Source organism: Streptococcus mitis (assembly GCF_003942795.1).
Lineage (GTDB): Bacteria > Bacillota > Bacilli > Lactobacillales > Streptococcaceae > Streptococcus > Streptococcus mitis_BJ.
Genome location: NZ_RJNY01000001.1, coordinates 115,787 through 138,286, shown reverse-complemented (window position 1 = coordinate 138,286; position 22,500 = coordinate 115,787). Strand labels below are relative to the sequence as shown.

The following is a 22,500-nucleotide window of genomic DNA, read 5'->3' as shown; positions in this document are numbered from 1 at the left end:
GGTAGTCCATGTTTGTAGCCAGAGATGCCAAGGGAAAATTGGTGAATGCCCTCGAAAAAGATGTGACCAAGCAAGCTTATACTTGTCCAGCCTGTGGGGGCGGACTACGATTACGCCAAGGACAGAGTATTCGAACGCACTTTGCCCATGAAAGGTTAAGGGATTGCATCGCTATTTTCGAGAATGAAAGTCCAGAACATTTGGGTAACAAAGAGGCCCTTTATCACTGGGCCAAGAAGGACAATCAAGTCGCCTTAGAATACAGTTTGCCCGAGATTCAGCAGATAGCGGATGTTCTTGTCAATGAGAAACTAGCTCTGGAGATCCAGTGCAGTTCCTTGTCTCAAAGGCTTTTAGGCGATAGAAGCCAAGGATACCGTAGCCAGGGCTATCAGGTTATCTGGCTACTGGGAGAAAAACTCTGGTTAAAGGAGCGATTAACACAATTGCAAAGGGGATTTCTCTATTTTAGTCAAAATATAGGTTTCTATGTTTGGGAACTAGATCTCAAAAAGCAAGCTTTGAGACTTAAATACCTTTTACATCAGGACCTACGTGGCAAGCTTCATTTTCAGGTCAAGGAATTTCCCTATGGCCAAGGAAATCTCTTGGAAATTCTACGATTTCCTTATCAAAAACAAAAACTGCCTCGTTTTGCAGTTGTGCAAGATTCCACTATCTGTCACTACATTCGCCAGCAGTTGTACTACCAAACGCCTTACTGGATGAAGAAGCAAGAGGAGGCTTATCATCAAGGAGACAATCTATTAAACCATCAACTGGACGACTGGTATCCCCAGGTCAGACCGATAGAGTCAGGTGATTTTTTGCAGATTGAAACGGATTTGACTAGCTATTATAGAAATTTTCAGGCCTACTATCAAAAAAATCCTAAAAATAATCGCCAAAAGCTCTATCCACCAGCCTTTTATCACTTATATTTCTCAAAAAATGTGGTAAAATAGAAAGGATGGAGGAATCTTATGGTATTACAACGACATGAAATAAATGAAAAAGATACATGGGATCTTTCGACAATCTACCCAACAGACCAGGCTTGGGAAGAAGCCTTGAAAGATTTAACTGAAAAAGTACAAACAGCATCTCAGTATGAGGGACATCTCTTGGACAGCGCAGACAGTTTGCTTGAGATCACAGAATTCTCACTCGACTTGGAACGCCAAGTTGAAAAGCTTTATGTCTATGCGCATATGAAAAATGACCAGGACACGCGTGAGGCCAAGTATCAAGAGTACTATGCTAAGGCAATGACCCTATACAGTCAGTTAGAACAAGCCTTTTCATTCTATGAACCTGAGTTTATGGAGATTAGCGAAGAGCAGTATGCGGCCTTCCTAGAAGCTCAACCAAAACTCCAAGTTTACAAGCACTTTTTTGACAAGCTCTTGCAAAAGAAAGACCATGTTCTTTCGCAACGTGAGGAAGAATTGCTTGCTGGAGCAGGAGAAATCTTTGGTTCTGCTAGTGAAACTTTCGCTATTTTGGACAATGCGGATATTAGCTTCCCATATGTCCTTGATGATGAAGGCAATGAAGTGCAACTCTCACACGGTACTTACATCCGTTTGATGGAGTCTAAAAACCGTGAAGTGCGTCGTGGTGCCTATGAAGCCCTTTATGCGACATACGAGCAATTCCAACACACTTATGCTAAGACTTTGCAGACAAATGTTAAGGTGCAAAACTACCGCGCAAAAGTTCGCAACTATAAGAGTGCTCGCCATGCAGCCCTCGCAGCAAACTTTGTTCCAGAGAGTGTCTATGACAATTTGGTAGCAGCAGTTCGCAAGCACTTGCCACTCTTGCATCGATACCTTAACCTTCGTTCTAAAATCTTGGGAATTTCCGACCTCAAGATGTACGATGTCTACACACCACTTTCTTCTGTAGATTATAGTTTTACCTACCAAGAAGCCTTGAAAAAGGCAGAAGAAGCCTTGGCGGTCTTGGGTGACGATTACTTGAGTCGTGTCAAACGTGCCTTCAGTGAGCGTTGGATTGATGTCTATGAAAATCAAGGCAAGCGTTCTGGTGCCTATTCTGGTGGTTCTTATGATACCAATGCCTTCATGCTTCTCAACTGGCAGGACAATCTAGACAATCTCTTTACCCTTGTCCATGAAACAGGTCACAGTATGCACTCAAGCTATACTCGTGAAACTCAGCCTTATGTTTACGGAGATTATTCTATCTTCTTGGCTGAGATTGCCTCAACGACCAATGAAAATATCTTGACAGAGAAATTGTTGGAAGAAGTGGAAGACGACGCAACTCGTTTTGCTATTCTCAATAACTTCTTGGACGGTTTCCGTGGAACAGTCTTCCGTCAAACTCAATTCGCTGAGTTTGAACATGCCATCCACCAAGCAGACCAAAATGGAGAAGTCTTGACAAGTGATTTCCTCAATAAGCTCTACGCTGACTTGAATCAAGAGTATTATGGACTCAGCAAGGAAGACAATCCTCAAATCCAATACGAGTGGGCTCGCATTCCACACTTCTACTATAACTACTATGTTTATCAGTATTCAACTGGTTTTGCAGCTGCTTCAGCCTTGGCTGAAAAGATTGTCCATGGAAGTCAAGAAGATCGTGACCGCTATATAGACTACCTCAAGGCAGGTAAGTCTGACTATCCGCTCAATGTTATGAGAAAAGCGGGTGTTGATATGGAAAAAGAAGACTATCTTAACGATGCCTTTGCAGTCTTTGAACGTCGCTTGAATGAGTTTGAAGCTCTTGTTGAAAAATTGGGACTAGCTTAAGATGGTAGAGTCTTATAGTAAAAATGCCAATCACAATATGCGTCGTCCCGTCGTCAAGGAAGAAATCGTTGAACTCATGCGCCAGCGTCAAAAGCAGGTGACTGGTTCTTTGAAAGAATTGGAAACCTTCGCTCGCAAGGAAAATATCCCAATCATTCCTCATGAAACAGTTGCTTACTTTCGATTTCTCATGGAAAGTCTGCAGCCTAAGAATATTTTGGAAATTGGGACAGCTATCGGTTTTTCAGCTCTTTTGATGGCGGAACATGCGCCAGATGCTAAGATTACAACCATTGACCGTAATCCTGAGATGATTGGTTTTGCCAAGGAAAACTTTGCCCAGTTTGACAGTCGTAAGCAAATCACCCTCTTAGAGGGAGATGCCGTCGATGTTTTGTCTAGCCTGACAGAAACTTATGACTTTGTCTTTATGGATTCGGCTAAGTCCAAGTACATCGTCTTTCTACCTGAAATCCTCAAACGACTTGAAGTTGGTGGAGTGGTTGTCTTGGATGATATTTTTCAAGGAGGAGATGTTGCCAAGGACATCATGGAAGTCCGCCGTGGTCAACGAACCATTTATCGTGGTTTGCAAAGACTTTTCGACGCAACTTTGGACAATCCAGGTCTAACAGCAACTTTAGTTCCACTTGGAGACGGTATTCTCATGCTACGAAAAAATGTAGCAGATGTACAGCTACCTGATGAAAAATGATTTTCAGAAAAATTTAAGAAATTATAGTAAAATAGATAAAGTAACACTTACCGTAAAAGGAGTAAACATGAAGAAAAAATTTATGGCAGGAGCCATCACACTTTTATCAGTAGCAACACTTGCAGCTTGTTCAAACAGTTCTGAAGGAAAAGATTTGATCAGCATGAAGGGTGATGTGATTACAGAACATCAATTCTTTGAAGAAGTAAAGAATAATCCAACTGCACAACAAGTCTTGCTCAATATGACCATCCAAAAAGTATTTGAAAAACAATATGGGTCAGAAGTGACTGACAAAGATGTGGATGACGCCGTTGCTGAGGAACAAAAGAAATACGGCGATAGCTACAACAGCGTGCTTCAACGTGCAGGTATGACACCTGAGACTCGTAAAGTTCAAATCCGTACTAGCAAATTGGTTGAATTGGCGGTTAAGAAGGCCGCTGAGAGCGAATTGACAGACGAAGCCTACCAAAAGGCTTTCGAAGCGTACACACCAGATGTAACTGCTCAAATCATCCGTATGGACAATGAAGACAAGGCAAAAGAAGTGCTTGAAAAAGCGAAAGCAGAAGGTGCAGATTTTGCTCAGTTGGCAAAAGACAACTCTAACGACGACAAAACAAAAGAAAATGGTGGAGAAATCACTTTTGACTCTGCTTCAACAGAACTTCCAGAACAAGTCAAAAAGGCAGCCTTTGCCTTGGATGTGAACGGTGTTTCTGATGTAATTACGGCTACTGGAACACAAGCCTACAGCAATCAATTCTACATCGTTAAAGTAACGAAGAAGACAGAAAAATCTTCTAACTTAGAGGATTACAAAGAAAAATTGAAGACCATCATTTTGACTCAAAAACAAAATGATTCAGCCTTTGTTCAAGGAGTAATTGGTAAAGAATTACAAGCTGCTAATATCAAAGTCAAAGACCAAGCCTTCCAAAACATCTTCACCCAATACATCGGTGGTGGTGACTCAAGCTCAAGCAGTAGCTCTTCATCTAACTAAGCAATGAAAATACAAATCTCATTTGAGGTTTGTATTTTTTATGCTTGAAGACAAAAAATAAGTAAAATTCGAAGGATTAAAGGATGATAGTTTTTTTCTTTCTGAAAAAGTGGTATAATAACAATCAAAACTAGAAAATAAAACGGAATTAGGGACAACCACCTCTGTTCCTATTAGAGTGGTGAAATATGAAAATTAGCAAAAGGCACCTACTGAACTATTCCATTTTGATTCCTTATTTTCTTCTGTCGATTTTGGGATTGATTGTAGTTTACTCGACAACGAGTGCAACCCTAATTGAAGAAGGAAAAAGCGCTTTTCAATTGGTACGTAACCAGGGAATTTTCTGGGTAGCTAGTTTGGTTTTGATTGCCTTAATCTATAAATTAAAATTAGGTTTCCTGAGAAATGGACGTCTCATTTTTATCGTGATGATTGTGGAGATGATTCTTTTAGCCCTAGCGCGTCTGGTCGGAACACCTGTCAATGGAGCATACGGATGGATTTCTGTAGGACCTGTAACGATTCAGCCGGCTGAATACCTTAAGATTATCATCATATGGTACTTGGCACATCGTTTTTCAAAACAGCAAGATGAGATTGCGGTTTATGATTTCCAGGTGTTGACCCAAAATCAATGGCTACCTCGAGCTTTTAACGACTGGCGTTTTGTTCTGCTGGTTCTGATTGGTAGTTTGGGGATTTTCCCCGACTTGGGAAATGCGACCATCTTGGTCTTGGTAGCGCTCATTATGTACACCGTTAGTGGAATCGCCTATCGTTGGTTCTCGACCATTCTAGCTCTCTTAGCAGGGAGTTCAATTTTAGTATTGTCTGTCATTCGTCTCGTTGGGGTTGAAAAATTTTCTCAGATACCGGTATTTGGTTACGTTGCTAAACGTTTCAGTGCCTTCTTTAATCCCTTTAATGACTTGGCGGGTGCAGGACACCAGCTTGCAAACTCCTACTATGCCATGGTTAATGGAGGCTGGTTCGGACTGGGACTGGGGAATTCTATCGAGAAGCGTGGTTATCTGCCAGAAGCCCATACGGATTTCGTCTTTTCGATTGTTATAGAGGAGTTTGGATTCGTGGGAGCGAGTATGATTTTGGCTTTACTCTTCTTCTTAATTTTGCGAATCATCTTGGTTGGTATTCGAGCTAAGGATCCCTTTAACTCCATGGTTGCTATCGGTGTCGGAGGGATGATTCTTGTTCAGGTCTTTGTCAATATCGGTGGGATTTCTGGTTTGATTCCTTCTACAGGGGTGACCTTCCCCTTCCTTTCACAAGGTGGGAACAGTCTCCTGGTATTATCCGTAGCCATAGCTCTTGTATTAAATATCGATGCCAGCGAGAAACGTGCTAAACTCATTAGAGAATACGAATCTCAAACTGTTGAAGGTCTGTAAGGATTGTATGGAAAGGAAAAATATATGTCTCTTCAGAAATTAGAAAACTATAGTAATAAAGCCGTCATCCAAGAAGAAGTCTTGATTTTGACTGAGCTGCTAGAAGATATCACAAAGAATATGCTAGCGCCAGAGACCTTTGAGAAAATCATGCAGTTGAAGGAATTATCAACAAATGAAAACTATCAAGGGCTCAATGAACTGGTGACTAGCCTTTCCAATGAAGAAATGATTTATATTTCTCGTTATTTCTCTATCCTTCCACTCTTGATTAATATATCTGAGGATGTAGACTTAGCCTATAAAATTAACCACCAGAACAATATTGACCAAGACTATCTAGGGAAATTGTCTACAACCATAAAGATGGTAGCTGAAAAAGAAAATGCAGCTGAAATTTTAGAAAAGTTAAATGTCGTTCCTGTCTTGACCGCCCATCCAACGCAAGTACAACGCAAGAGTATGCTGGACTTGACCAACCATATCCATACTCTTTTGCGCAAGTACCGTGATGTCAAACTAGGTTTGATTAATAAAGAAAAATGGAACATGGATCTCCGTCGTTACATTGAAATTATCATGCAAACAGACATGATTCGTGAGAAGAAATTGAAGGTAACCAACGAAATCACCAACGTGATGGAGTACTATCAAAGTTCATTCCTGAATGCTGTGCCACGTTTGACGGCTGAATATAAGAAACTAGCTAAAGAACAAGGAATTGAGCTTCAACATCCAAAACCAATTACTATGGGGATGTGGATTGGAGGAGACCGCGATGGAAATCCTTTCGTAACAGCGGAAACCCTCAACAAATCAGCCTTGACTCAGTGCGAAGTCATCATGAACTACTACGATGAAAAGATTTATAATCTTTATCGTGAATTTTCACTTTCAACCAGCATCGTGAATGTCAGCGACAAAGTTCGTGAGATGGCGCTCAAGTCGCAAGACAACTCCATTTATCGCGAAAAAGAACTCTATCGTCGTGCCCTTTTTGATATCCAAGCTAAGATGCAGGCAACTAAGGCTTATTTGATTGAAGACAAGGATCTTCAGCCTAGATATGCTACTGCAGATGAATTTTATCAAGACTTGTTGGCCATTCGAGATTCTCTCCTTGAGAATAAAGGGGAATATCTGATTTCAGGAGAATTTGTTGAACTGATGCAAGCCGTTGAAATCTTTGGCTTCTACCTTGCTTCTATCGACATGCGCCAAGACTCTAGTGTTCATGAAGCCTGTGTGGCAGAATTGTTAGCATCCGCAGGGATCAACGACCATTATAGCGATCTCTCTGAAGACAAAAAATGCGCCCTCCTCTTAAAAGAGTTGGAAGAAGATCCTCGTATCCTCTCTGCTACTCATGCTGAAAAGTCAGAACTGCTTGAGAAAGAATTGTCTATCTTCAAAACTGCTCGCAAGTTGAAGGATAAACTGGGTGAAAATGTCATTCGCCAAACCATCATCTCTCACGCGACAAGTGTATCTGATATGCTAGAATTAGCCATCATGCTCAAAGAAGTAGGCTTGGTTGATGCTCAAAAAGCGCGCGTTCAGATTGTTCCTCTCTTTGAAACGATTGAAGACTTGGATCACTCGGAAGAAACCATGAGAAGATACTTCTCTCTTCCATTGGCTAAAAAATGGATTGCTTCAAAAGACAACTACCAAGAAATCATGCTTGGCTACTCCGATAGTAATAAAGATGGTGGTTATCTATCATCATGTTGGACACTCTACAAGGCTCAACAACAACTGACTGCTATTGGAGATGAATTTGGTGTTAAAGTCACCTTCTTCCATGGCCGTGGTGGTACTGTTGGTCGAGGTGGTGGTCCAACTTATGAAGCTATCACATCTCAACCGCTCAAGTCTATCAAGGACCGTATCCGTCTGACTGAGCAAGGAGAAGTCATTGGAAACAAATATGGTAACAAAGACGCTGCCTACTATAACCTTGAAATGTTGGTATCCGCGGCCATTAACCGTATGATTACCAAGAAAAAGAGCGATACCAATACCTCAAATCATTATGAGTCTATCATGGATCAAGTAGTGGACCGTAGCTACGATATCTACCGTGATTTGGTCTTTGGAAACGAACATTTCTATGATTATTTCTTCGAGTCAAGCCCAATCAAGGCTATATCAAGCTTCAACATCGGTTCGCGTCCAGCAGCTCGTAAGACCATCACTGAAATCGGTGGTCTACGTGCCATTCCTTGGGTCTTCTCATGGTCACAAAGCCGTGTCATGTTCCCTGGATGGTATGGTGTGGGATCAAGCTTTAAAGAGTTTATTGATCAAGATCCAAAGAATATCGAATTCCTTCGTGATATGTACCAAAACTGGCCTTTCTTCCAATCTTTGCTTTCCAATGTAGACATGGTTTTGTCTAAGTCTAATATGAACATTGCTTTTGAATATGCCAAACTCTGTGAAGATGAAGAAGTGCAGGCTATCTACTACACTATTTTAGATGAATGGCAATTGACCAAGAACGTTATTCTAGCTATTGAAGGCTATGACGAACTTCTGGCAGAAAACTCTTACCTAAAAGACAGCCTAAACTATCGTATGCCTTACTTTAATATCCTTAACTACATCCAGTTGGAATTGATCAAACGTCAACGTCGTGGCGAATTGTCAGCAGACGAAGAAAAACTAATCCACACAACGATCAACGGAATTGCAACCGGTTTGCGTAATTCAGGCTGATATTCTACAAACTTCCTCTTTTTTCAAGGGGAAGTTTTTGAATTGTTTGAAAAATTCTAAAAATAAGCTTGACAAGTAGTTGAAAAATGATATAATTTAGACATTCAGAAAGTAATCATGCTCATTTTTTAGAGAATCTGTGGTTGGTGAAAGCAGATAGATGAAATTGATGAAATTGGGCTGAATCTTATTAAGAATTTGAAATCATAAAAATTCGGTGAGCACACCTTACAGTGCAACTCGTTATTGCGAGAAAGAGCGATAGGGATATTCCCTATAATTGAGGTGGCACCGCGCATCGACGTCCTCACACAAGTTTTTTGTGTGAGGATTTTTTTATGGGAGGAAAGATTATGAAATTTAAACGATGGCGTCGCTTGTTTTGAGTGAAAAGAGTATTATACAAGTGATTTAAAAGGAGAAAGAATATGAAAAATAAACGTTTAATGGGAATTATCGCTGGATTAGCAGTATTGGTGGTGGCTAGCTTGATTTATTCATCAATGAACAAGCCTGCAGCTAAGGAAGAGCAAAAGGCTGCTAAGGTTGGTGTCCTTCAATTTGTTAGTCACCCATCCTTGGACTTGATTTACCAGGGGATTCAAGATGGACTAGCTGAAGAAGGCTATAAGGACGACCAAGTAAAAATCGACTTTATGAACTCTGAAGGCGATCAGAGCAAGGTTGCAACCATGAGTAAACAATTGGTAGCAAATGGAAACGATGTAGTTGTTGGGATTGCGACACCAGCTGCTCAAGGACTTGCTAGTGCTACAAAAGACCTACCTGTTATCATGGCTGCTATTACAGACCCAATCGGTGCTAACTTGGTCAAAGATTTGAAAAAACCAGGTGGCAACATCACAGGGGTGTCAGATCATAACCCAGCTGAACAGCAAGTGGAATTGATTAAAACTTTGACACCAAATGTCAAAACAATCGGAACTCTTTACTCAAGTAGCGAAGATAACTCAAAAACACAGGTAGAAGAATTCAAGGCTTATGCTGAAAAAGCAGGTTTGACAGTCGAAACATTTGCTGTTCCATCAACAAATGAAATTGCTTCAACAGTTAATGTCATGACAAGCAAGGTCGATGCGATTTGGGTTCCAATTGACAACACCATCGCATCAGCATTCTCAACAGTTGTTTCAAGCAACCAAACAGCTAAAAAGCCAATCTATCCAAGTGCTACTGCCATGGTAGAAGCAGGTGGATTAGCATCTGTAGTAGTTGACCAACACGATCTTGGAGTGGCTACTGGTAAGATGATTGCCAAAGTTTTGAAAGGTGAAAAACCAGCTGATACGCCAGTTAATGTCTTTTCAACTGGTAAGTCAGTGATTAACAAAAAACTAGCGCAGGAACTTGGTATCACCATTCCTGAGTCCGTTCTAAAAGAAGCAGGACAAGTGATTGAATAAAGATAAAGGAGGAGTTGGGGATATCTCCTCCCATTTTTACTAAAGAAAGAAATGAGTGAAAGATTATGATAGTATCCATTATTTCTCAGGGAATGGTCTGGGCGATTTTAGGTTTGGGAATCTTTATGACCTTTCGAATTTTAAATTTCCCGGATATGACGACTGAGGGCTCTTTTCCTCTAGGGGGAGCAGTAGCTGTAACCTTGATAACACAAGGGGTTAATCCATTTTTAGCGACCTTGGCCGCAGTAGGAGCAGGCTGCCTAGCTGGTATGGCAACAGGTCTCTTATACACCAAAGGTAAAATACCAACTCTCTTATCAGGGATTTTGGTTATGACTTCTTGCCATTCCATCATGCTCATGATTATGGGGCGTGCCAATCTGGGTCTTCTTGGAACCAAGCAAATTCAGGATGTCTTGCCTTTCGATTCAGACCTCAATCAACTCCTGACTGGCTTTATCTTTGTTGCCTTTGTTATTGGTCTCATGCTCTTTTTCCTAGATACCAAACTAGGTCAGGCCTACATCGCTACAGGTGACAATCCCGATATGGCTCGTAGCTTTGGTATCAATACAGGACGTATGGAACTCATGGGCTTGGTTCTCTCAAATGGGATCATCGCGCTTGCAGGAGCCTTAATTGCTCAACAAGAAGGATACGCGGATGTTTCTCGAGGAATCGGAGTGATTGTCGTAGGGCTTGCTAGCTTGATTATTGGTGAGGTATTGTTCAAGAGTTTGACCTTGGCAGAGCGACTTATGACCATCGTCGTTGGCTCTATCGCTTATCAATTCCTCGTTTGGGGAGTGATTGCTCTTGGATTTAACACGAGCTATTTACGACTATATAGCGCCTTGATTTTGGCAGTTTGTCTTATGATTCCAACCTTCAAAAGCAAATACCTGAAAGGAGTCAAGTTTAGCAAATGACAGCAATTGTAGAATTAAAAAATGCTACCAAAGTCATCACGAATGGCTTTGACGAAGAAAAAATCATTCTGAATGATGTTTCTCTTGAAATTTTCGAACATGATTTCATTACTATCCTAGGGGGAAATGGAGCTGGAAAGTCAACGCTTTTTAACACTATTGCAGGTACCCTACCTTTAACAAGTGGAAGTATCCGTATCATGGGCGAGGACGTGACGCATTTTTCACCTGAAAAGCGGGCTAAGTACTTGTCTCGTGTCTTTCAGGATCCTAAAATGGGTACGGCTCCCCGTATGACCGTTGCAGAAAACCTTTTGATTGCCAAGTTTCGTGGTGAGAAGAGAGGACTCCTTCCTAGAAGACTTTCAAGCAATAGAGAAGAGTTTCAGGCTACCATTGAAAAGGTTGGAAATGGCCTTGAAAAACATCTGGACACTCCGATTGAGTTTCTTTCAGGTGGACAACGTCAGGCCTTGAGTCTCTTGATGGCAACCTTGAAGCGACCAGAGTTGCTCTTGTTGGATGAACACACAGCAGCCCTTGACCCAAAGACTAGTGTTGCCTTGATGGAGTTAACAGATGACTTTGTCAGCAAGGAACATCTAACAGCCTTGATGATTACCCACCATATGGAAGATGCACTAAAGTATGGCAATCGTCTGATTGTCATGAAGGAAGGCCGTATCATCCAAGACCTCAATAAAGAAGAAAAAGCTAAGATGAAAATTTCAGACTACTATCAATTATTTGAATAGATGAGTTAAGTAATCATCAAAAAATAGTGAAAATTAACTTAGAAACATGGAAGTGTTTCTGAGTTTTTTATCTCCCATTTCAATCTGGAAAAATATAGCAAAGAGAATTCCGGAAAGCGTATGAAATGGTTTACTTTTTTTCAGAAATAAGCTATACTAGTTAACGTAAAACTATGATAAAATGGAGGTATTGTGTATGGTTGACAAACAAATTATTGAAGAAATCAAAAACAATACCAACATTGTGGAAGTCATAGGTGACGTGATTTCTTTACAAAAGGCTGGACGGAACTATTTAGGGCTCTGTCCTTTTCATGGTGAGAAGACCCCCTCTTTCAACGTTGTGGAAGACAAGCAGTTTTATCATTGCTTCGGCTGTGGTCGTTCAGGAGATGTTTTTAAGTTCATCGAAGAATACCAAGGTGTGTCCTTTATGGAAGCTGTGCAACTCTTAGGAGAGCGTGCCGGTATTCAACTAGCTATGCCTGTACAGTCTCGTCCTCAACAGGCTTCACCTCATCAAGCTCTATATGATATGCATGAAGAAGCCGCCCGTTTTTACCATGCCATCCTCATGACGACCAAGATGGGAGAAGAAGCAAGGGCTTATCTCTACAAACGCGGATTGACAGATGATGTTCTAAAGCACTTCCAGATTGGACTAGCTCCAGCAGAGAGAACTTATCTTTATCAACGTTTATCTGACAAGTTTGAGGAAAAGGATTTATTGGATTCGGGTTTGTTTTACTTGTCAGATGGCAATCAGTTTTATGATACTTTTTTCGGACGGATCATCTTTCCTTTGACCAATGACAAGGGGCAGGTTATTGCTTTTTCAGGTCGTATCTGGCAAGAAACGGATAGTCAGACTGCCAAGTACAAAAATAGTCGCTCGACTGCAATTTTTAACAAGAGTTACGAATTGTATCATTTGGACAAGGCAAAAAAGGGAACAGGTAAGATTACAGAGCTCTATCTGATGGAAGGCTTCATGGATGTGATCGCAGCCTACCGTGCTGGTATAGAAAATGCTGTAGCTTCCATGGGGACAGCCTTAAGCAAGGAGCATGTTGACCACCTCAAACGCTTTACCAAAAAAATTGTTCTCAGCTATGATGGCGACAAGGCAGGACAGGCAGCAACAGCCAAGGCTCTAGAGGAGTTAAAAGACTTCTCAGTTGAGGTTGTTCGAGTACCTGATGTCATGGACCCAGATGAGTATTTGCAAAAGAATTCTGCTGAAGACCTAGCTTACCTCTTAACAAAGACTCGGATCAGTCCTATAGAGTTCTATATTCACCAGCTTAAACCAGAAAATAGTGATAACTTGCAGGCACAAATCGAATTTATTGAAAAGATTGCGCCCCTAATCGCTAAAGAAAAGTCTATCACTGCCCAGAATTCTTATATCCACATTCTGGCTGATAATCTACCTTCTTTTGATTATCAGCAGGTGGAGCAGATTGTAAATGAAAGTCGCATTGTTCAAAGGCAGGAAAGAGTCAAAGAGGAGCAACCTCCGGCAGCGATTAGTTTACCTGTAACGCGGCAACTGACAGCAGTCATGAGAGCAGAGGCTCATCTCCTCTATAGGATGGCTGAGAATCCAGTTGTTTTGAATGACTATCGATTAAGAGAAGATTTTTTCTTTGATACCCCAGAATTTCAGATTCTTTACGAATTATTAAGTGAGCAGGGAGAAATCGGCTCAGAGGAGCTTTCTCATCAGACACCTGAAGTTGAAAATGCTTGGTACCATGTGCTTAGTCTGGATTTGCCAGCTGAGATGTCGCCTCAGGAGCTAGTGGAAGTCGAAGCGACTCGAAACCGTGCCCTCCTCAGCAAGGATAACTTAAGAATTAAGAAGAAAGTGCAGGAAGCTAGTCATGTAGGAGATACAGACACAGCCTTGGAAGAATTGCAACGATTGATTTCCCAGAAGAGAAGAATGGAGTAATAATGGCAACAAAACAAAAAGAAGTAACCACATTTGATGTGCAAGTAGCAGACTTTATCCGTAACCACAAAAAAACAGGAACAGCAACAGACGACGAAATCAATTCAAGTCTGGTTATTCCTTTTACCCTGGATGCAGATGGCATTGAAGACCTTTTGCAACGGATTCAGGATGCTGGAATTTCTATCACAGATAACGAAGGAAATCCAAGCGCACGTGTTCTTAGTGCAGAAGAAGAACCAGAACTCAGTGATGAGGATTTGATTGGCTCAACTTCTGCTAAGGTTAATGACCCTGTCCGTATGTATTTGAAGGAAATAGGGGTTGTTCCTCTCTTGACTAACGAAGAGGAAAAAGAATTGGCACTTGCAGTTGAGGCTGGTGATATCGAAGCCAAACAACGTCTTGCGGAAGCCAACCTTCGTTTGGTAGTTTCGATTGCTAAGCGATACGTAGGTCGTGGTATGCAGTTTCTTGATTTGATCCAAGAAGGAAACATGGGCTTGATGAAGGCTGTTGACAAGTTTGACTATTCAAAAGGATTTAAGTTTTCTACCTATGCAACTTGGTGGATTCGTCAGGCAATCACTCGTGCCATCGCTGATCAGGCGCGTACTATTCGTATCCCTGTCCACATGGTGGAAACCATTAACAAGCTTGTCCGTGAACAGCGGAATCTCCTTCAGGAATTGGGGCAAGATCCGACACCTGAACAAATCGCTGAGCGTATGGATATGACACCTGACAAGGTGCGTGAAATCCTAAAAATCGCTCAAGAACCAGTATCGCTTGAAACACCGATTGGTGAAGAGGATGATAGCCATCTTGGGGACTTTATCGAAGACGAAGTGATTGAAAATCCAGTAGACTACACAACTCGTATCGTCTTACGTGAGCAGTTGGATGAGGTTTTGGATACTCTCACAGACCGTGAAGAAAACGTCTTGCGCTTGCGCTTCGGGCTAGATGATGGGAAAATGCGTACTCTTGAAGATGTTGGTAAAGTCTTTAACGTGACTCGTGAACGTATCCGTCAGATTGAGGCCAAGGCTTTGAGAAAATTGCGCCAACCAAGTCGCAGCAAACCGCTTCGTGATTTTATTGAAGATTAAGAGTGAGGATGAACATGGCTTATACAGAAGAACAAATTGAAACGATTAAAACTCGTATTTTGACTGCCTTGGAGGAGGTCATTGATCCTGAGTTGGGGATTGATATTGTCAACCTAGGTTTGATTTACGAGATTCGTTTTGATGGTGAAACAGGTCACACGGAAATTGATATGACCTTGACAACTATGGGTTGCCCACTGGCTGACCTCTTAACAGACCAGATACACGATGCGATGACAGAGGTGCCTGAGGTAACCAATATTGAAGTCAAATTGGTCTGGTATCCAGCCTGGACGGTTGAAAAAATGAGTCGCTATGCGCGTATCGCCCTAGGAATTAAGTAATCGATTGGAAAATTACGAGAGACGATTGGAAAAGAGAGGGGCTCCTCCATTTTCCTCTGGTCTCTTCTTTCTTTTACTGATTTTCTTGAAATAAAATGGTATAATGAGTAATATGGAAAACAAAAAATTGCGTATTAATATGCTAAGTTCAAGTGAAAAAGTGGCTGGTCAAGGAGTTTCAGGAGCCTACCGTGAATTGGTGAGTCTCCTTCACCGTGATGCCAAAGATCAGTTGATTGTTACGGAGAATCTTCCTGTAGAGGCAGATGTAACCCACTTTCACACCATTGATTTCCCTTATTATTTATCCACATTTCAAAAGAAACGCTCTGGGAGAAAAGTTGGCTATGTGCATTTCTTGCCTGAGACACTCGAAGGGAGTTTGAAAATTCCATTTTTCCTAAAAGGAATTGTCAAACGCTATGTTTTTTCCTTTTACAATCGGATGGAACACTTGGTGGTGGTCAATCCTACATTTATAGAGGATTTAGTGGCTGCGGGTATTCCACGAGAAAAAATAACTTATATTCCCAATTTTGTAAACAAAGAAAAATGGCATCCATTACCAGCTGAACAAGTTGCACAACTTCGTGAAGAAATGGATCTCGCAAAAGATCAGTTTGTCGTGGTTGGTGCGGGCCAGGTTCAGAAACGAAAAGGGATAGATGATTTTATCCGTCTTGCTGAAGAATTGCCAGAAATTACCTTTATCTGGGCTGGTGGTTTTTCATTTGGTGGAATAACAGATGGTTATGAACGCTATAAAAAAATCATGGAGAATCCACCTAAAAATCTAATTTTCCCAGGTATTGTGTCACCGGAGAGGATGCGGGAACTGTATGCTTTAGCTGATTTGTTCTTACTACCTAGCTATAATGAACTATTCCCTATGACCATCTTAGAGGCAGCTAGTTGCGAGGCTCCTATTATGTTAAGGGATTTGGACCTGTATAAGGTCATTCTTGAGGGAGATTATCGTGCTACAAGTGATGTCTCTGAGATGAGAGAAGCAATCCTAGAATATAAAGAAAATCCTGAAGCGTTGAAAGAATTGAAAGAAAAAGCTAAAAGGATATCCAAGCAGTATTCAGAAGAGCGTTTACTGGGAATTTGGTTAAAATTTTATCGGGAACAGGCTGCCCTAGGTAAAAAGTGAGGTAATCTATGCGAATTGGTTTATTTACAGACACCTATTTTCCTCAGGTTTCCGGGGTTGCGACCAGTATTCGAACCTTGAAGACAGAGCTTGAGAAGCAAGGCCATGCAGTTTTTATCTTTACAACAACAGATAAAGATGTGAACCGCTACGAGGATTGGCAAATTATTCGAATTCCGAGTGTTCCTTTCTTTGCATTTAAAGATCGACGATTTGCCTATCGAGGTTTTACAAAGGCACTTGAAATCGCCAAGCAGTATCAGCTAGATATCATTCATACCCAGACAGAATTTTCACTTGGATTATTAGGGATTTGGATCGCACGAGAATTGAGAATTCCTGTTATCCATACCTACCATACCCAGTACGAAGACTATGTGCATTATATTGCTAAGGGGATGTTGATTCGTCCAAGCATGGTAAAATATCTGGTACGTGGTTTCCTTCGTGATGTAGATGGAGTAATCTGTCCTAGCGAGATTGTTCGGGATCTTTTATCTAAATACAAAGTGAAGGTTGAAAAACGTGTCATTCCAACCGGAATTGAGCTAGCTAAGTTTGAACGACCTGAGATTAAAGAGGAAAACTTGCAAGAACTTCGTTCGAAGTTAGGTATTCAGGAAGGCGAGAAAATGCTGCTGAGTCTTTCTCGTATCTCCTTTGAGAAGAATATCCAAGCAGTCCTAGATGCTTTTGCTGAAGTATTGAAAGAAGAAGATAAGGTGAAGCTGGTCGTTGCTGGAGACGGTCCTTATCTGGACAGTCTGAAAGAGCAAGCAGTGAAATTAAACCTGCAAAAACATGTGATTTTTACAGGTATGATTGCTCCAAGCGAGACAGCCCTATACTATAAGGCTGCAGATTTCTTCATCTCTGCCTCTACGAGTGAAACTCAGGGATTAACTTATCTAGAGAGTTTAGCCAGTGGAACGCCTGTCATTGCTCATGGTAACCCCTATCTTGATAACCTGATCAGTGACAAAATGTTTGGAACCCTCTATTATAGAGAACAGGAGTTAGCAGGGGCTATCCTTGAAGCCTTAATCGCTACTCCGGATATGTCTGAACAAAAGTTGGCGGATAAGTTGTACGAAATTTCGGCTGAGAACTTTGGGAAACGAGTACATGAGTTTTACCTTGATGCCATTATCTCAAATAACTTTGAACATGAATTGAATGATGGAAAACCTGTCAGTCAGCGCTTTTTGAAAACGATTTTATATCTACCCCAACAGGCTGTTACAAATCCAGTAAAAGAGTCTAAGCGTATTTTACGGGCTTCTCGGAAGCAATTATCCAGCATCAGAGATTATTGGAAAGATGAATTCAAATAATAGAATAAGAGGAAAATATTATGAAAAAATTAATGCGAAGTGGAAAAAATCAAATAATTGGTGGAGTTTGTGCAGGAGTTGCCCATTATTTTGATATTGACCCAACAATTGTTCGTGTTGTTTGGGGTGTTCTTGCATTTTGTTATGGAGCAGGAATCCTTGCTTACATCATTTTATGGGTGGTTGCACCGGTTTCGACAGACTATTAATTTAGAATTATAAAGTGAAAAGGAGAAGTTATGGCTTTTGGAGATAATGGAAAACGTAAAAAAACATTGTTTGAGAAAGTGACACTTGTTGTCGTGCTCATCATGTTGTTTGTAACCCTTGCTGGTATCTTTGCAACTGCACTTGGAGCATTTAGCAGATTCTAAGCAAGCTGCGAGGATAGAAACAATAACTAATGACTGGGTTCTCCCCAGCCTTTTTAAAGTGAGAAGAAATATGAGTATGTTTTTAGATACAGCCAAGATTAAGGTCAAGGCTGGTAATGGTGGCGATGGCATGGTTGCCTTTCGCCGTGAAAAATATGTCCCGAATGGTGGTCCTTGGGGTGGTGATGGTGGACGTGGCGGTAACGTTGTTTTCGTGGTAGACGAAGGTTTGCGTACCTTGATGGATTTCCGCTATAACCGTCATTTCAAGGCTGATTCCGGTGAAAAAGGAATGACCAAAGGAATGCACGGACGTGGTGCAGAAGATCTTCGTGTTCGCGTACCACAGGGGACTACTGTACGTGATGCGGAAACAGGTAAAGTCATTACAGATTTGATTGAACATGGTCAGGAATTTATCGTGGCACATGGCGGTCGAGGTGGTCGTGGGAATATCCGTTTTGCAACACCAAAAAATCCTGCGCCTGAAATCTCTGAGAATGGAGAGCCAGGTCAAGAACGTGAGTTGCAACTGGAATTGAAAATCTTAGCAGATGTTGGTCTAGTCGGTTTTCCATCTGTTGGAAAGTCAACTTTGCTTAGTGTCATCACTTCAGCTAAGCCCAAAATCGGTGCTTACCACTTTACGACGATTGTCCCAAATTTGGGTATGGTTCGTACGCAGTCAGGTGAATCTTTTGCAGTAGCAGACCTTCCAGGTTTGATTGAAGGGGCCAGTCAAGGTGTTGGTCTTGGAACCCAGTTTCTTCGTCATATCGAACGTACACGAGTTATCCTACATGTCATCGATATGTCGGCTAGTGAAGGACGTGATCCTTATGAGGACTACCTTGCTATCAATAAGGAATTAGAATCCTATAACCTTCGTCTCATGGAACGTCCGCAGATCATTGTGGCCAACAAGATGGATATGCCTGAAAGTCAGGAAAATCTGAAAACTTTCAAGGAGAAGTTGGCAGCAAACTACGACGAGTTTGAGGAACTTCCAGCCATTTTCCCAATTTCTGGATTGACCAAGCAAGGCTTGGCGACTCTTTTGGACGCGACAGCTGAATTGTTAGACAAGACTCCAGAATTCCCGATTTATGATGAATCCGATATGGAAGAAGAGGCTTACTATGGCTTTGACGAGGAAGAAAAGGCCTTTGAGATTAGTCGTGATGATGATGCGACATGGGTACTTTCTGGTGAAAAACTCATGAAACTCTTTAACATGACCAACTTTGACCGTGACGAATCGGTCATGAAGTTTGCCCGTCAGCTTCGTGGTATGGGAGTTGACGAAGCCCTTCGTGCGCGTGGCGCCAAAGATGGCGATTTGGTCCGAATTGGTAAATTTGAATTTGAATTTGTAGACTAGGAGATTGATATGGGAGATAAACCGATATCATTCCGAGATGCAGATGGCAATTTTGTTTCTGCAGCAGATGTGTGGAATGAAAAGAAACTAGAAGAATTGTTTAATCGTCTCAATCCAAAACGTGCTCTTCGATTGGCACGTACAAAGAAAGAAGATACACAGTCAAAGAAATAAAAAATTCCCGTGATCTTTTAATCACGGGATTTGTTTTATTCACTAAAGAAAAATGGTGGTGCATATTTTTTAAGGCTTTCAAAACAAGCTTGCGCTTTTGTAGCATCTTCACAGATAATCATGCAGACATCATCTCCACAAAGGGTTGCAATGACATCTGGAAAGTCCAAGGAATCAATTACAGATCCAAATGATTGGGCTAAACCAGGTAAAGTTTTCAAAATAATTTGGTGTTGGACAGGACGCAACATAACAAGAGCATCTTCCATATAATTTTCGAGACGTTTTTCCCACTTGGAGATAGAGCCTGTATTTAACACGTAGTAAGAATTATCTTCTTCTCGTACTTTTGAAAGGTTCATGGTTTTGATATCGCGTGATAAGGTTGCCTGTGTAACTTGGATATCGTTTTCGGCTAACAAAGCTTGTAATTCTGCTTGGGTATGGATTTTGTTTTTTGAAACGAGGGCACGAATAAGTTGGTGTCTGTGTTCTGATTTGTTCATAAGTGTTAATAGCTCCTTTTATGAGGGAATAGTGATAGTAGACTGTGCTAAATCAACAGTCAAGTGATAGTCTGTATTATCTCGAATTGTAATCTCAAAGTCTGTTGTGTAGAGAACCAAGCGGAGAGTGTCTCCTTCTTTAAGTTTGTAAATAGTTGGTTGGAGCTCTAGCTTGAAGTCCATCCATTCATTTGGTTGGATTTCTTCGATTGTCAAGAGATCATTTCGGTTTTGAAGATTGAGGTAGCCTTTGGTGATGACACGTTGAGCACTTGGATTGAATGGCAGTTCACAGAGATTTTCTAACATGTGGTAACGACCATTGTCAATTGTTCGGACTGATTGAACTGCTGGATAGGGTTGAAGGTACTTCTGTTGTCCCAGTTGGAGGAGTTGAGCAGATAATAAGCCCTTGTTTGTACTTGATTTGACACGAAGTTTCAGCTCCACTCGACCATTTAAGTGAATGTCTTGACTTACTGGAAGGTCAATGGTGATCTGATTAGCTTTTCCTTGGTAAAGTTCAGTGTTGAAGGTCTGGTAAGTCTTTCCATAACGCTCAAAGTCTTTCTGATCATACTGGTTTTGAATCACTTTTTCTTCAGTTCCAAGAGAGAAGGTATGCAGTTCGTCCTGTTTGCCAAAGTTATCAAGTCTCTGCCATGTTTGCGGTGCGGTATTGTCCTGCCAGATGACAGTAGGAAGTTGATAGCCTGAGTCAAGTCCTAACAATTTCTTACTCAACAAGGCATTCATGGACTCGCGGAAGTCAATTGACTGCCAGTTGTTCATATAGACATGGGCACCATGATGGAAAAAGAGGTGCTTGTTGATATGAGTTGGAAGGGCATGAAACATTTTGTAAACATGAAGAGGTTTGACGTTCCAATCCTGAGAACCATGCGTAAAGACGACCTCAGCTTGAACCTTGTGAGCATTGAGTAGATAGTTGCGGTCATGCCAAAACTGATTGTAGTCACCAGTCTTGCGATCGAGTTTCTCTTTAACCTTTTCTAAGTCTGCTTGATGAGCTTCATTGGCACGAATATAGTCACCGGCTTGGAGGTTGCGAGAGTAGGTCAATTCAGCAAGTGAGTCAAAATCCTCACCTGGATAACCACCTGGGCTAGTCACCAAACCATTTTCCCGATAGTAGTTGTACCAAGAGGAGATACCTGCTTCAGCGATGATGACTTCTAAGCCATCAACACCAGTGGTGGCAAGCCCATTGGACATGGTGCCTAGATAGGAAATTCCTGTTGTTGCGACTTTACCGTTTGACCAATCAGCCTTGACTTGACGTTTGCGCGTGTGGTCCGTGAAAGCCCGGCAACGACCATTAAGCCAGTCAATCACGTTTTTATATGCTTCAATTTGCTGGTAGTCCCCATTAGTCATGAGACCTTGGGAATCCCTGGTACCAACACCCGACACATAGAGATTGGCAAATCCTCGTGGGAGGAAGTAGTCGTTGAGGGTGTATGAGCTATTAATATGAGCTAACTTTTCTTCAGTTTCAGAGACGAGTTCAGCTTGGCCGAGAGGCTCGACTAAATTCAGCTTAGGCTCCTCAAGCTCAATGGTGTGGGCAGGTTTGACCTCAAGTTCTCCTTCCATTTTGTAGAGAGCTTTATCGCTAGCTTTGACGTTGGTCCCTTGGTGATAAGGGCTGGCAGTCATAACTGAAGGAATCTGTCCATCATAACACGGGCGAATAATGCTGACCTTGACTAAGTCAGGGAGACTGTCTTTATCAGTATCCACACGACTCTCGACATACACAACTTCACGAATGACATCATGAGTAGAGAAGGTTGCCAAGCTCTTACCGTTAAAGTAGTGGTAGTGATTGTCTTCTGAAATGAGTCCGTCACTAACCAGTTGGTCGATGAGCGTATTTCCTTTTTTAGTTCGTGTATTGAGCAATTGATAAAGATTTTCGATGAGATCTCCATAAACAATAGGAAATCCAGTTTCTTTACGGAATTGTTCGGCGTCCTCAAAGTCAACAAGATAGTTAAACCCTAAAAGTTGAAAAACTACCGTGTAGAAAACATCAGCAGTTAAATCACGCTCTGATTGGAAAAAAGTTAATAGATCTGTTTCGTTATCCGCAGCCAAAGTGGATAAGGCATAATCCGTGTTAGAATAAGTGAAAAAACTCCAGCGGATGAAGTCTTCAAATTGCTTTTTTAAGGGCAGTTGAGGTGACAATTCCAGACCAAGACTTGCTAATTCATCTAATTGTTGAGAACTAGAGGTTGGAAGATAGCTAAATTGATTAAAACGCATGGTTCTCTCCTTTGAAAACAGACTGAATTTATTATATCAAAAAATAAGGAAAAATGGAATAAATAAACTTTAATGCAAGAAATTTCGTGAAGCGGAATACCTATTTAGTAAGTTAT

General features: G+C 41.4%; 20 protein-coding genes and 1 other annotated feature. Of the genes, 18 read left to right on the top strand and 2 right to left on the bottom strand.

Going from position 1 to position 22,500, the window contains the following annotated elements; translation table 11 throughout:
• Positions 1-8: 8 nt before the first annotated feature.
• The 18 genes from D8847_RS00675 (at position 9) to D8847_RS00590 (ending at position 19,586) form a co-directional block, all read left to right on the top strand.
• On the top strand, positions 9-965 hold the full coding sequence (locus D8847_RS00675; RefSeq protein ID WP_125840262.1) for a competence protein CoiA: 957 nt from the start codon (positions 9-11) through the stop codon (positions 963-965).
• 18 nt (positions 966-983) lie between these two features.
• Positions 984-2,786 carry an oligoendopeptidase F gene (gene pepF / locus D8847_RS00670; RefSeq protein WP_125840261.1) on the top strand — a complete coding sequence of 601 codons (1,803 nt, stop codon included), beginning with the start codon at positions 984-986 and terminating at the stop codon, positions 2,784-2,786.
• A 1-nt stretch (position 2,787) separates the two neighbouring features.
• Complete coding sequence (locus tag D8847_RS00665) at positions 2,788-3,501, top strand: O-methyltransferase (RefSeq protein ID WP_125840260.1); 714 nt, start codon at positions 2,788-2,790, stop codon at positions 3,499-3,501.
• A gap of 67 nt (positions 3,502-3,568) precedes the next feature.
• Positions 3,569-4,510 (top strand): peptidylprolyl isomerase PrsA, encoded by a 942-nt coding sequence (gene prsA / locus D8847_RS00660; RefSeq protein ID WP_125840259.1) that lies wholly within the window; start codon positions 3,569-3,571, stop codon positions 4,508-4,510.
• A 188-nt stretch (positions 4,511-4,698) separates the two neighbouring features.
• Positions 4,699-5,922: a cell division peptidoglycan polymerase FtsW gene (gene ftsW, locus D8847_RS00655; protein ID WP_125840258.1), complete on the top strand. Its 1,224-nt coding sequence runs from the start codon at positions 4,699-4,701 to the stop codon at positions 5,920-5,922.
• A gap of 24 nt (positions 5,923-5,946) precedes the next feature.
• A complete protein-coding gene (gene ppc / locus D8847_RS00650; RefSeq protein ID WP_125840257.1) occupies positions 5,947-8,643 on the top strand; it encodes a phosphoenolpyruvate carboxylase in 2,697 nt (898 codons plus the stop codon).
• A gap of 96 nt (positions 8,644-8,739) precedes the next feature.
• Positions 8,740-8,955, top strand: a binding site (T-box leader).
• A 116-nt stretch (positions 8,956-9,071) separates the two neighbouring features.
• Entirely contained in the window at positions 9,072-10,067 is a 996-nt protein-coding gene (gene trpX, locus D8847_RS00645; protein WP_125840256.1) for a tryptophan ABC transporter substrate-binding protein, read from the top strand.
• A 65-nt stretch (positions 10,068-10,132) separates the two neighbouring features.
• Positions 10,133-10,999: an ABC transporter permease gene (locus D8847_RS00640; protein ID WP_125840255.1), complete on the top strand. Its 867-nt coding sequence runs from the start codon at positions 10,133-10,135 to the stop codon at positions 10,997-10,999.
• A complete protein-coding gene (locus D8847_RS00635) occupies positions 10,996-11,754 on the top strand; it encodes an ABC transporter ATP-binding protein (RefSeq protein ID WP_125840254.1) in 759 nt (252 codons plus the stop codon). The genes D8847_RS00640 and D8847_RS00635 overlap by 4 nt, the downstream gene beginning before the upstream one ends.
• Before the next feature lie 196 nt (positions 11,755-11,950).
• Entirely contained in the window at positions 11,951-13,711 is a 1,761-nt protein-coding gene (gene dnaG / locus D8847_RS00630; RefSeq protein WP_125840253.1) for a DNA primase, read from the top strand.
• Positions 13,712-13,713: 2 nt separating this feature from the next.
• Positions 13,714-14,823 carry an RNA polymerase sigma factor RpoD gene (gene rpoD / locus D8847_RS00625; protein ID WP_000201892.1) on the top strand — a complete coding sequence of 370 codons (1,110 nt, stop codon included), beginning with the start codon at positions 13,714-13,716 and terminating at the stop codon, positions 14,821-14,823.
• A 14-nt stretch (positions 14,824-14,837) separates the two neighbouring features.
• Positions 14,838-15,167: a metal-sulfur cluster assembly factor gene (locus tag D8847_RS00620; RefSeq protein WP_000331934.1), complete on the top strand. Its 330-nt coding sequence runs from the start codon at positions 14,838-14,840 to the stop codon at positions 15,165-15,167.
• A gap of 112 nt (positions 15,168-15,279) precedes the next feature.
• Positions 15,280-16,323, top strand: coding sequence for a glycosyltransferase family 4 protein (locus D8847_RS00615; RefSeq protein ID WP_185757895.1), 1,044 nt, complete (start codon positions 15,280-15,282; stop codon positions 16,321-16,323).
• Between the two features lie 8 nt (positions 16,324-16,331).
• The gene (locus D8847_RS00610; protein WP_125840252.1) at positions 16,332-17,657 is read left to right on the top strand and encodes a glycosyltransferase family 4 protein; all 1,326 of its coding nucleotides are present in this window, start codon (positions 16,332-16,334) and stop codon (positions 17,655-17,657) included.
• A gap of 20 nt (positions 17,658-17,677) precedes the next feature.
• Positions 17,678-17,866, top strand: a complete 189-nt coding sequence (locus tag D8847_RS00605) for a PspC domain-containing protein (protein ID WP_000735791.1) — start codon at positions 17,678-17,680, stop codon at positions 17,864-17,866.
• Positions 17,867-17,896: 30 nt separating this feature from the next.
• Entirely contained in the window at positions 17,897-18,031 is a 135-nt protein-coding gene (locus tag D8847_RS00600) for a DUF4044 domain-containing protein (RefSeq protein WP_000863851.1), read from the top strand.
• Positions 18,032-18,101: 70 nt separating this feature from the next.
• Positions 18,102-19,412, top strand: a complete 1,311-nt coding sequence (gene obgE / locus D8847_RS00595) for a GTPase ObgE (protein WP_000061637.1) — start codon at positions 18,102-18,104, stop codon at positions 19,410-19,412.
• Positions 19,413-19,421: 9 nt separating this feature from the next.
• The gene (locus D8847_RS00590) at positions 19,422-19,586 is read left to right on the top strand and encodes a hypothetical protein (RefSeq protein ID WP_000502576.1); all 165 of its coding nucleotides are present in this window, start codon (positions 19,422-19,424) and stop codon (positions 19,584-19,586) included.
• Between the two features lie 35 nt (positions 19,587-19,621).
• On the opposite strand, the gene D8847_RS00585 is transcribed toward D8847_RS00590, so the two are convergent.
• Together D8847_RS00585 and D8847_RS00580 are read right to left on the bottom strand one after the other, a co-directional pair.
• On the bottom strand, positions 19,622-20,092 hold the full coding sequence (locus D8847_RS00585; protein WP_125840251.1) for an arginine repressor: 471 nt from the start codon (positions 20,090-20,092) through the stop codon (positions 19,622-19,624).
• Positions 20,093-20,110: 18 nt separating this feature from the next.
• Entirely contained in the window at positions 20,111-22,384 is a 2,274-nt protein-coding gene (locus D8847_RS00580) for a Xaa-Pro dipeptidyl-peptidase (RefSeq protein ID WP_125840250.1), read from the bottom strand.
• Positions 22,385-22,500 lie beyond the last annotated feature (116 nt).

Excerpts from the sequence above, each read along its gene's own strand:
- D8847_RS00580 (WP_125840250.1), bottom strand. The coding sequence starts at position 22,384 with ATGCGTTTTAATCAATTTAGCTATCTTCCAACCTCTAGTTCTCAACAA.
- D8847_RS00640 (WP_125840255.1), top strand. The coding sequence starts at position 10,133 with ATGATAGTATCCATTATTTCTCAGGGAATGGTCTGGGCGATTTTAGGT.
- D8847_RS00610 (WP_125840252.1), top strand. The coding sequence starts at position 16,332 with ATGCGAATTGGTTTATTTACAGACACCTATTTTCCTCAGGTTTCCGGG.
- D8847_RS00635 (WP_125840254.1), top strand. The coding sequence starts at position 10,996 with ATGACAGCAATTGTAGAATTAAAAAATGCTACCAAAGTCATCACGAAT.
- D8847_RS00585 (WP_125840251.1), bottom strand. The coding sequence starts at position 20,092 with ATGAACAAATCAGAACACAGACACCAACTTATTCGTGCCCTCGTTTCA.
- D8847_RS00675 (WP_125840262.1), top strand. The coding sequence starts at position 9 with ATGTTTGTAGCCAGAGATGCCAAGGGAAAATTGGTGAATGCCCTCGAA.
- D8847_RS00600 (WP_000863851.1), top strand. The coding sequence starts at position 17,897 with ATGGCTTTTGGAGATAATGGAAAACGTAAAAAAACATTGTTTGAGAAA.
- prsA (WP_125840259.1), top strand. The coding sequence starts at position 3,569 with ATGAAGAAAAAATTTATGGCAGGAGCCATCACACTTTTATCAGTAGCA.
- obgE (WP_000061637.1), top strand. The coding sequence starts at position 18,102 with ATGAGTATGTTTTTAGATACAGCCAAGATTAAGGTCAAGGCTGGTAAT.
- D8847_RS00615 (WP_185757895.1), top strand. The coding sequence starts at position 15,280 with ATGGAAAACAAAAAATTGCGTATTAATATGCTAAGTTCAAGTGAAAAA.
- D8847_RS00590 (WP_000502576.1), top strand. The coding sequence starts at position 19,422 with ATGGGAGATAAACCGATATCATTCCGAGATGCAGATGGCAATTTTGTT.
- dnaG (WP_125840253.1), top strand. The coding sequence starts at position 11,951 with ATGGTTGACAAACAAATTATTGAAGAAATCAAAAACAATACCAACATT.
- trpX (WP_125840256.1), top strand. The coding sequence starts at position 9,072 with ATGAAAAATAAACGTTTAATGGGAATTATCGCTGGATTAGCAGTATTG.
- pepF (WP_125840261.1), top strand. The coding sequence starts at position 984 with ATGGTATTACAACGACATGAAATAAATGAAAAAGATACATGGGATCTT.
- D8847_RS00620 (WP_000331934.1), top strand. The coding sequence starts at position 14,838 with ATGGCTTATACAGAAGAACAAATTGAAACGATTAAAACTCGTATTTTG.
- D8847_RS00665 (WP_125840260.1), top strand. The coding sequence starts at position 2,788 with ATGGTAGAGTCTTATAGTAAAAATGCCAATCACAATATGCGTCGTCCC.
- ppc (WP_125840257.1), top strand. The coding sequence starts at position 5,947 with ATGTCTCTTCAGAAATTAGAAAACTATAGTAATAAAGCCGTCATCCAA.
- D8847_RS00605 (WP_000735791.1), top strand. The coding sequence starts at position 17,678 with ATGAAAAAATTAATGCGAAGTGGAAAAAATCAAATAATTGGTGGAGTT.
- rpoD (WP_000201892.1), top strand. The coding sequence starts at position 13,714 with ATGGCAACAAAACAAAAAGAAGTAACCACATTTGATGTGCAAGTAGCA.
- ftsW (WP_125840258.1), top strand. The coding sequence starts at position 4,699 with ATGAAAATTAGCAAAAGGCACCTACTGAACTATTCCATTTTGATTCCT.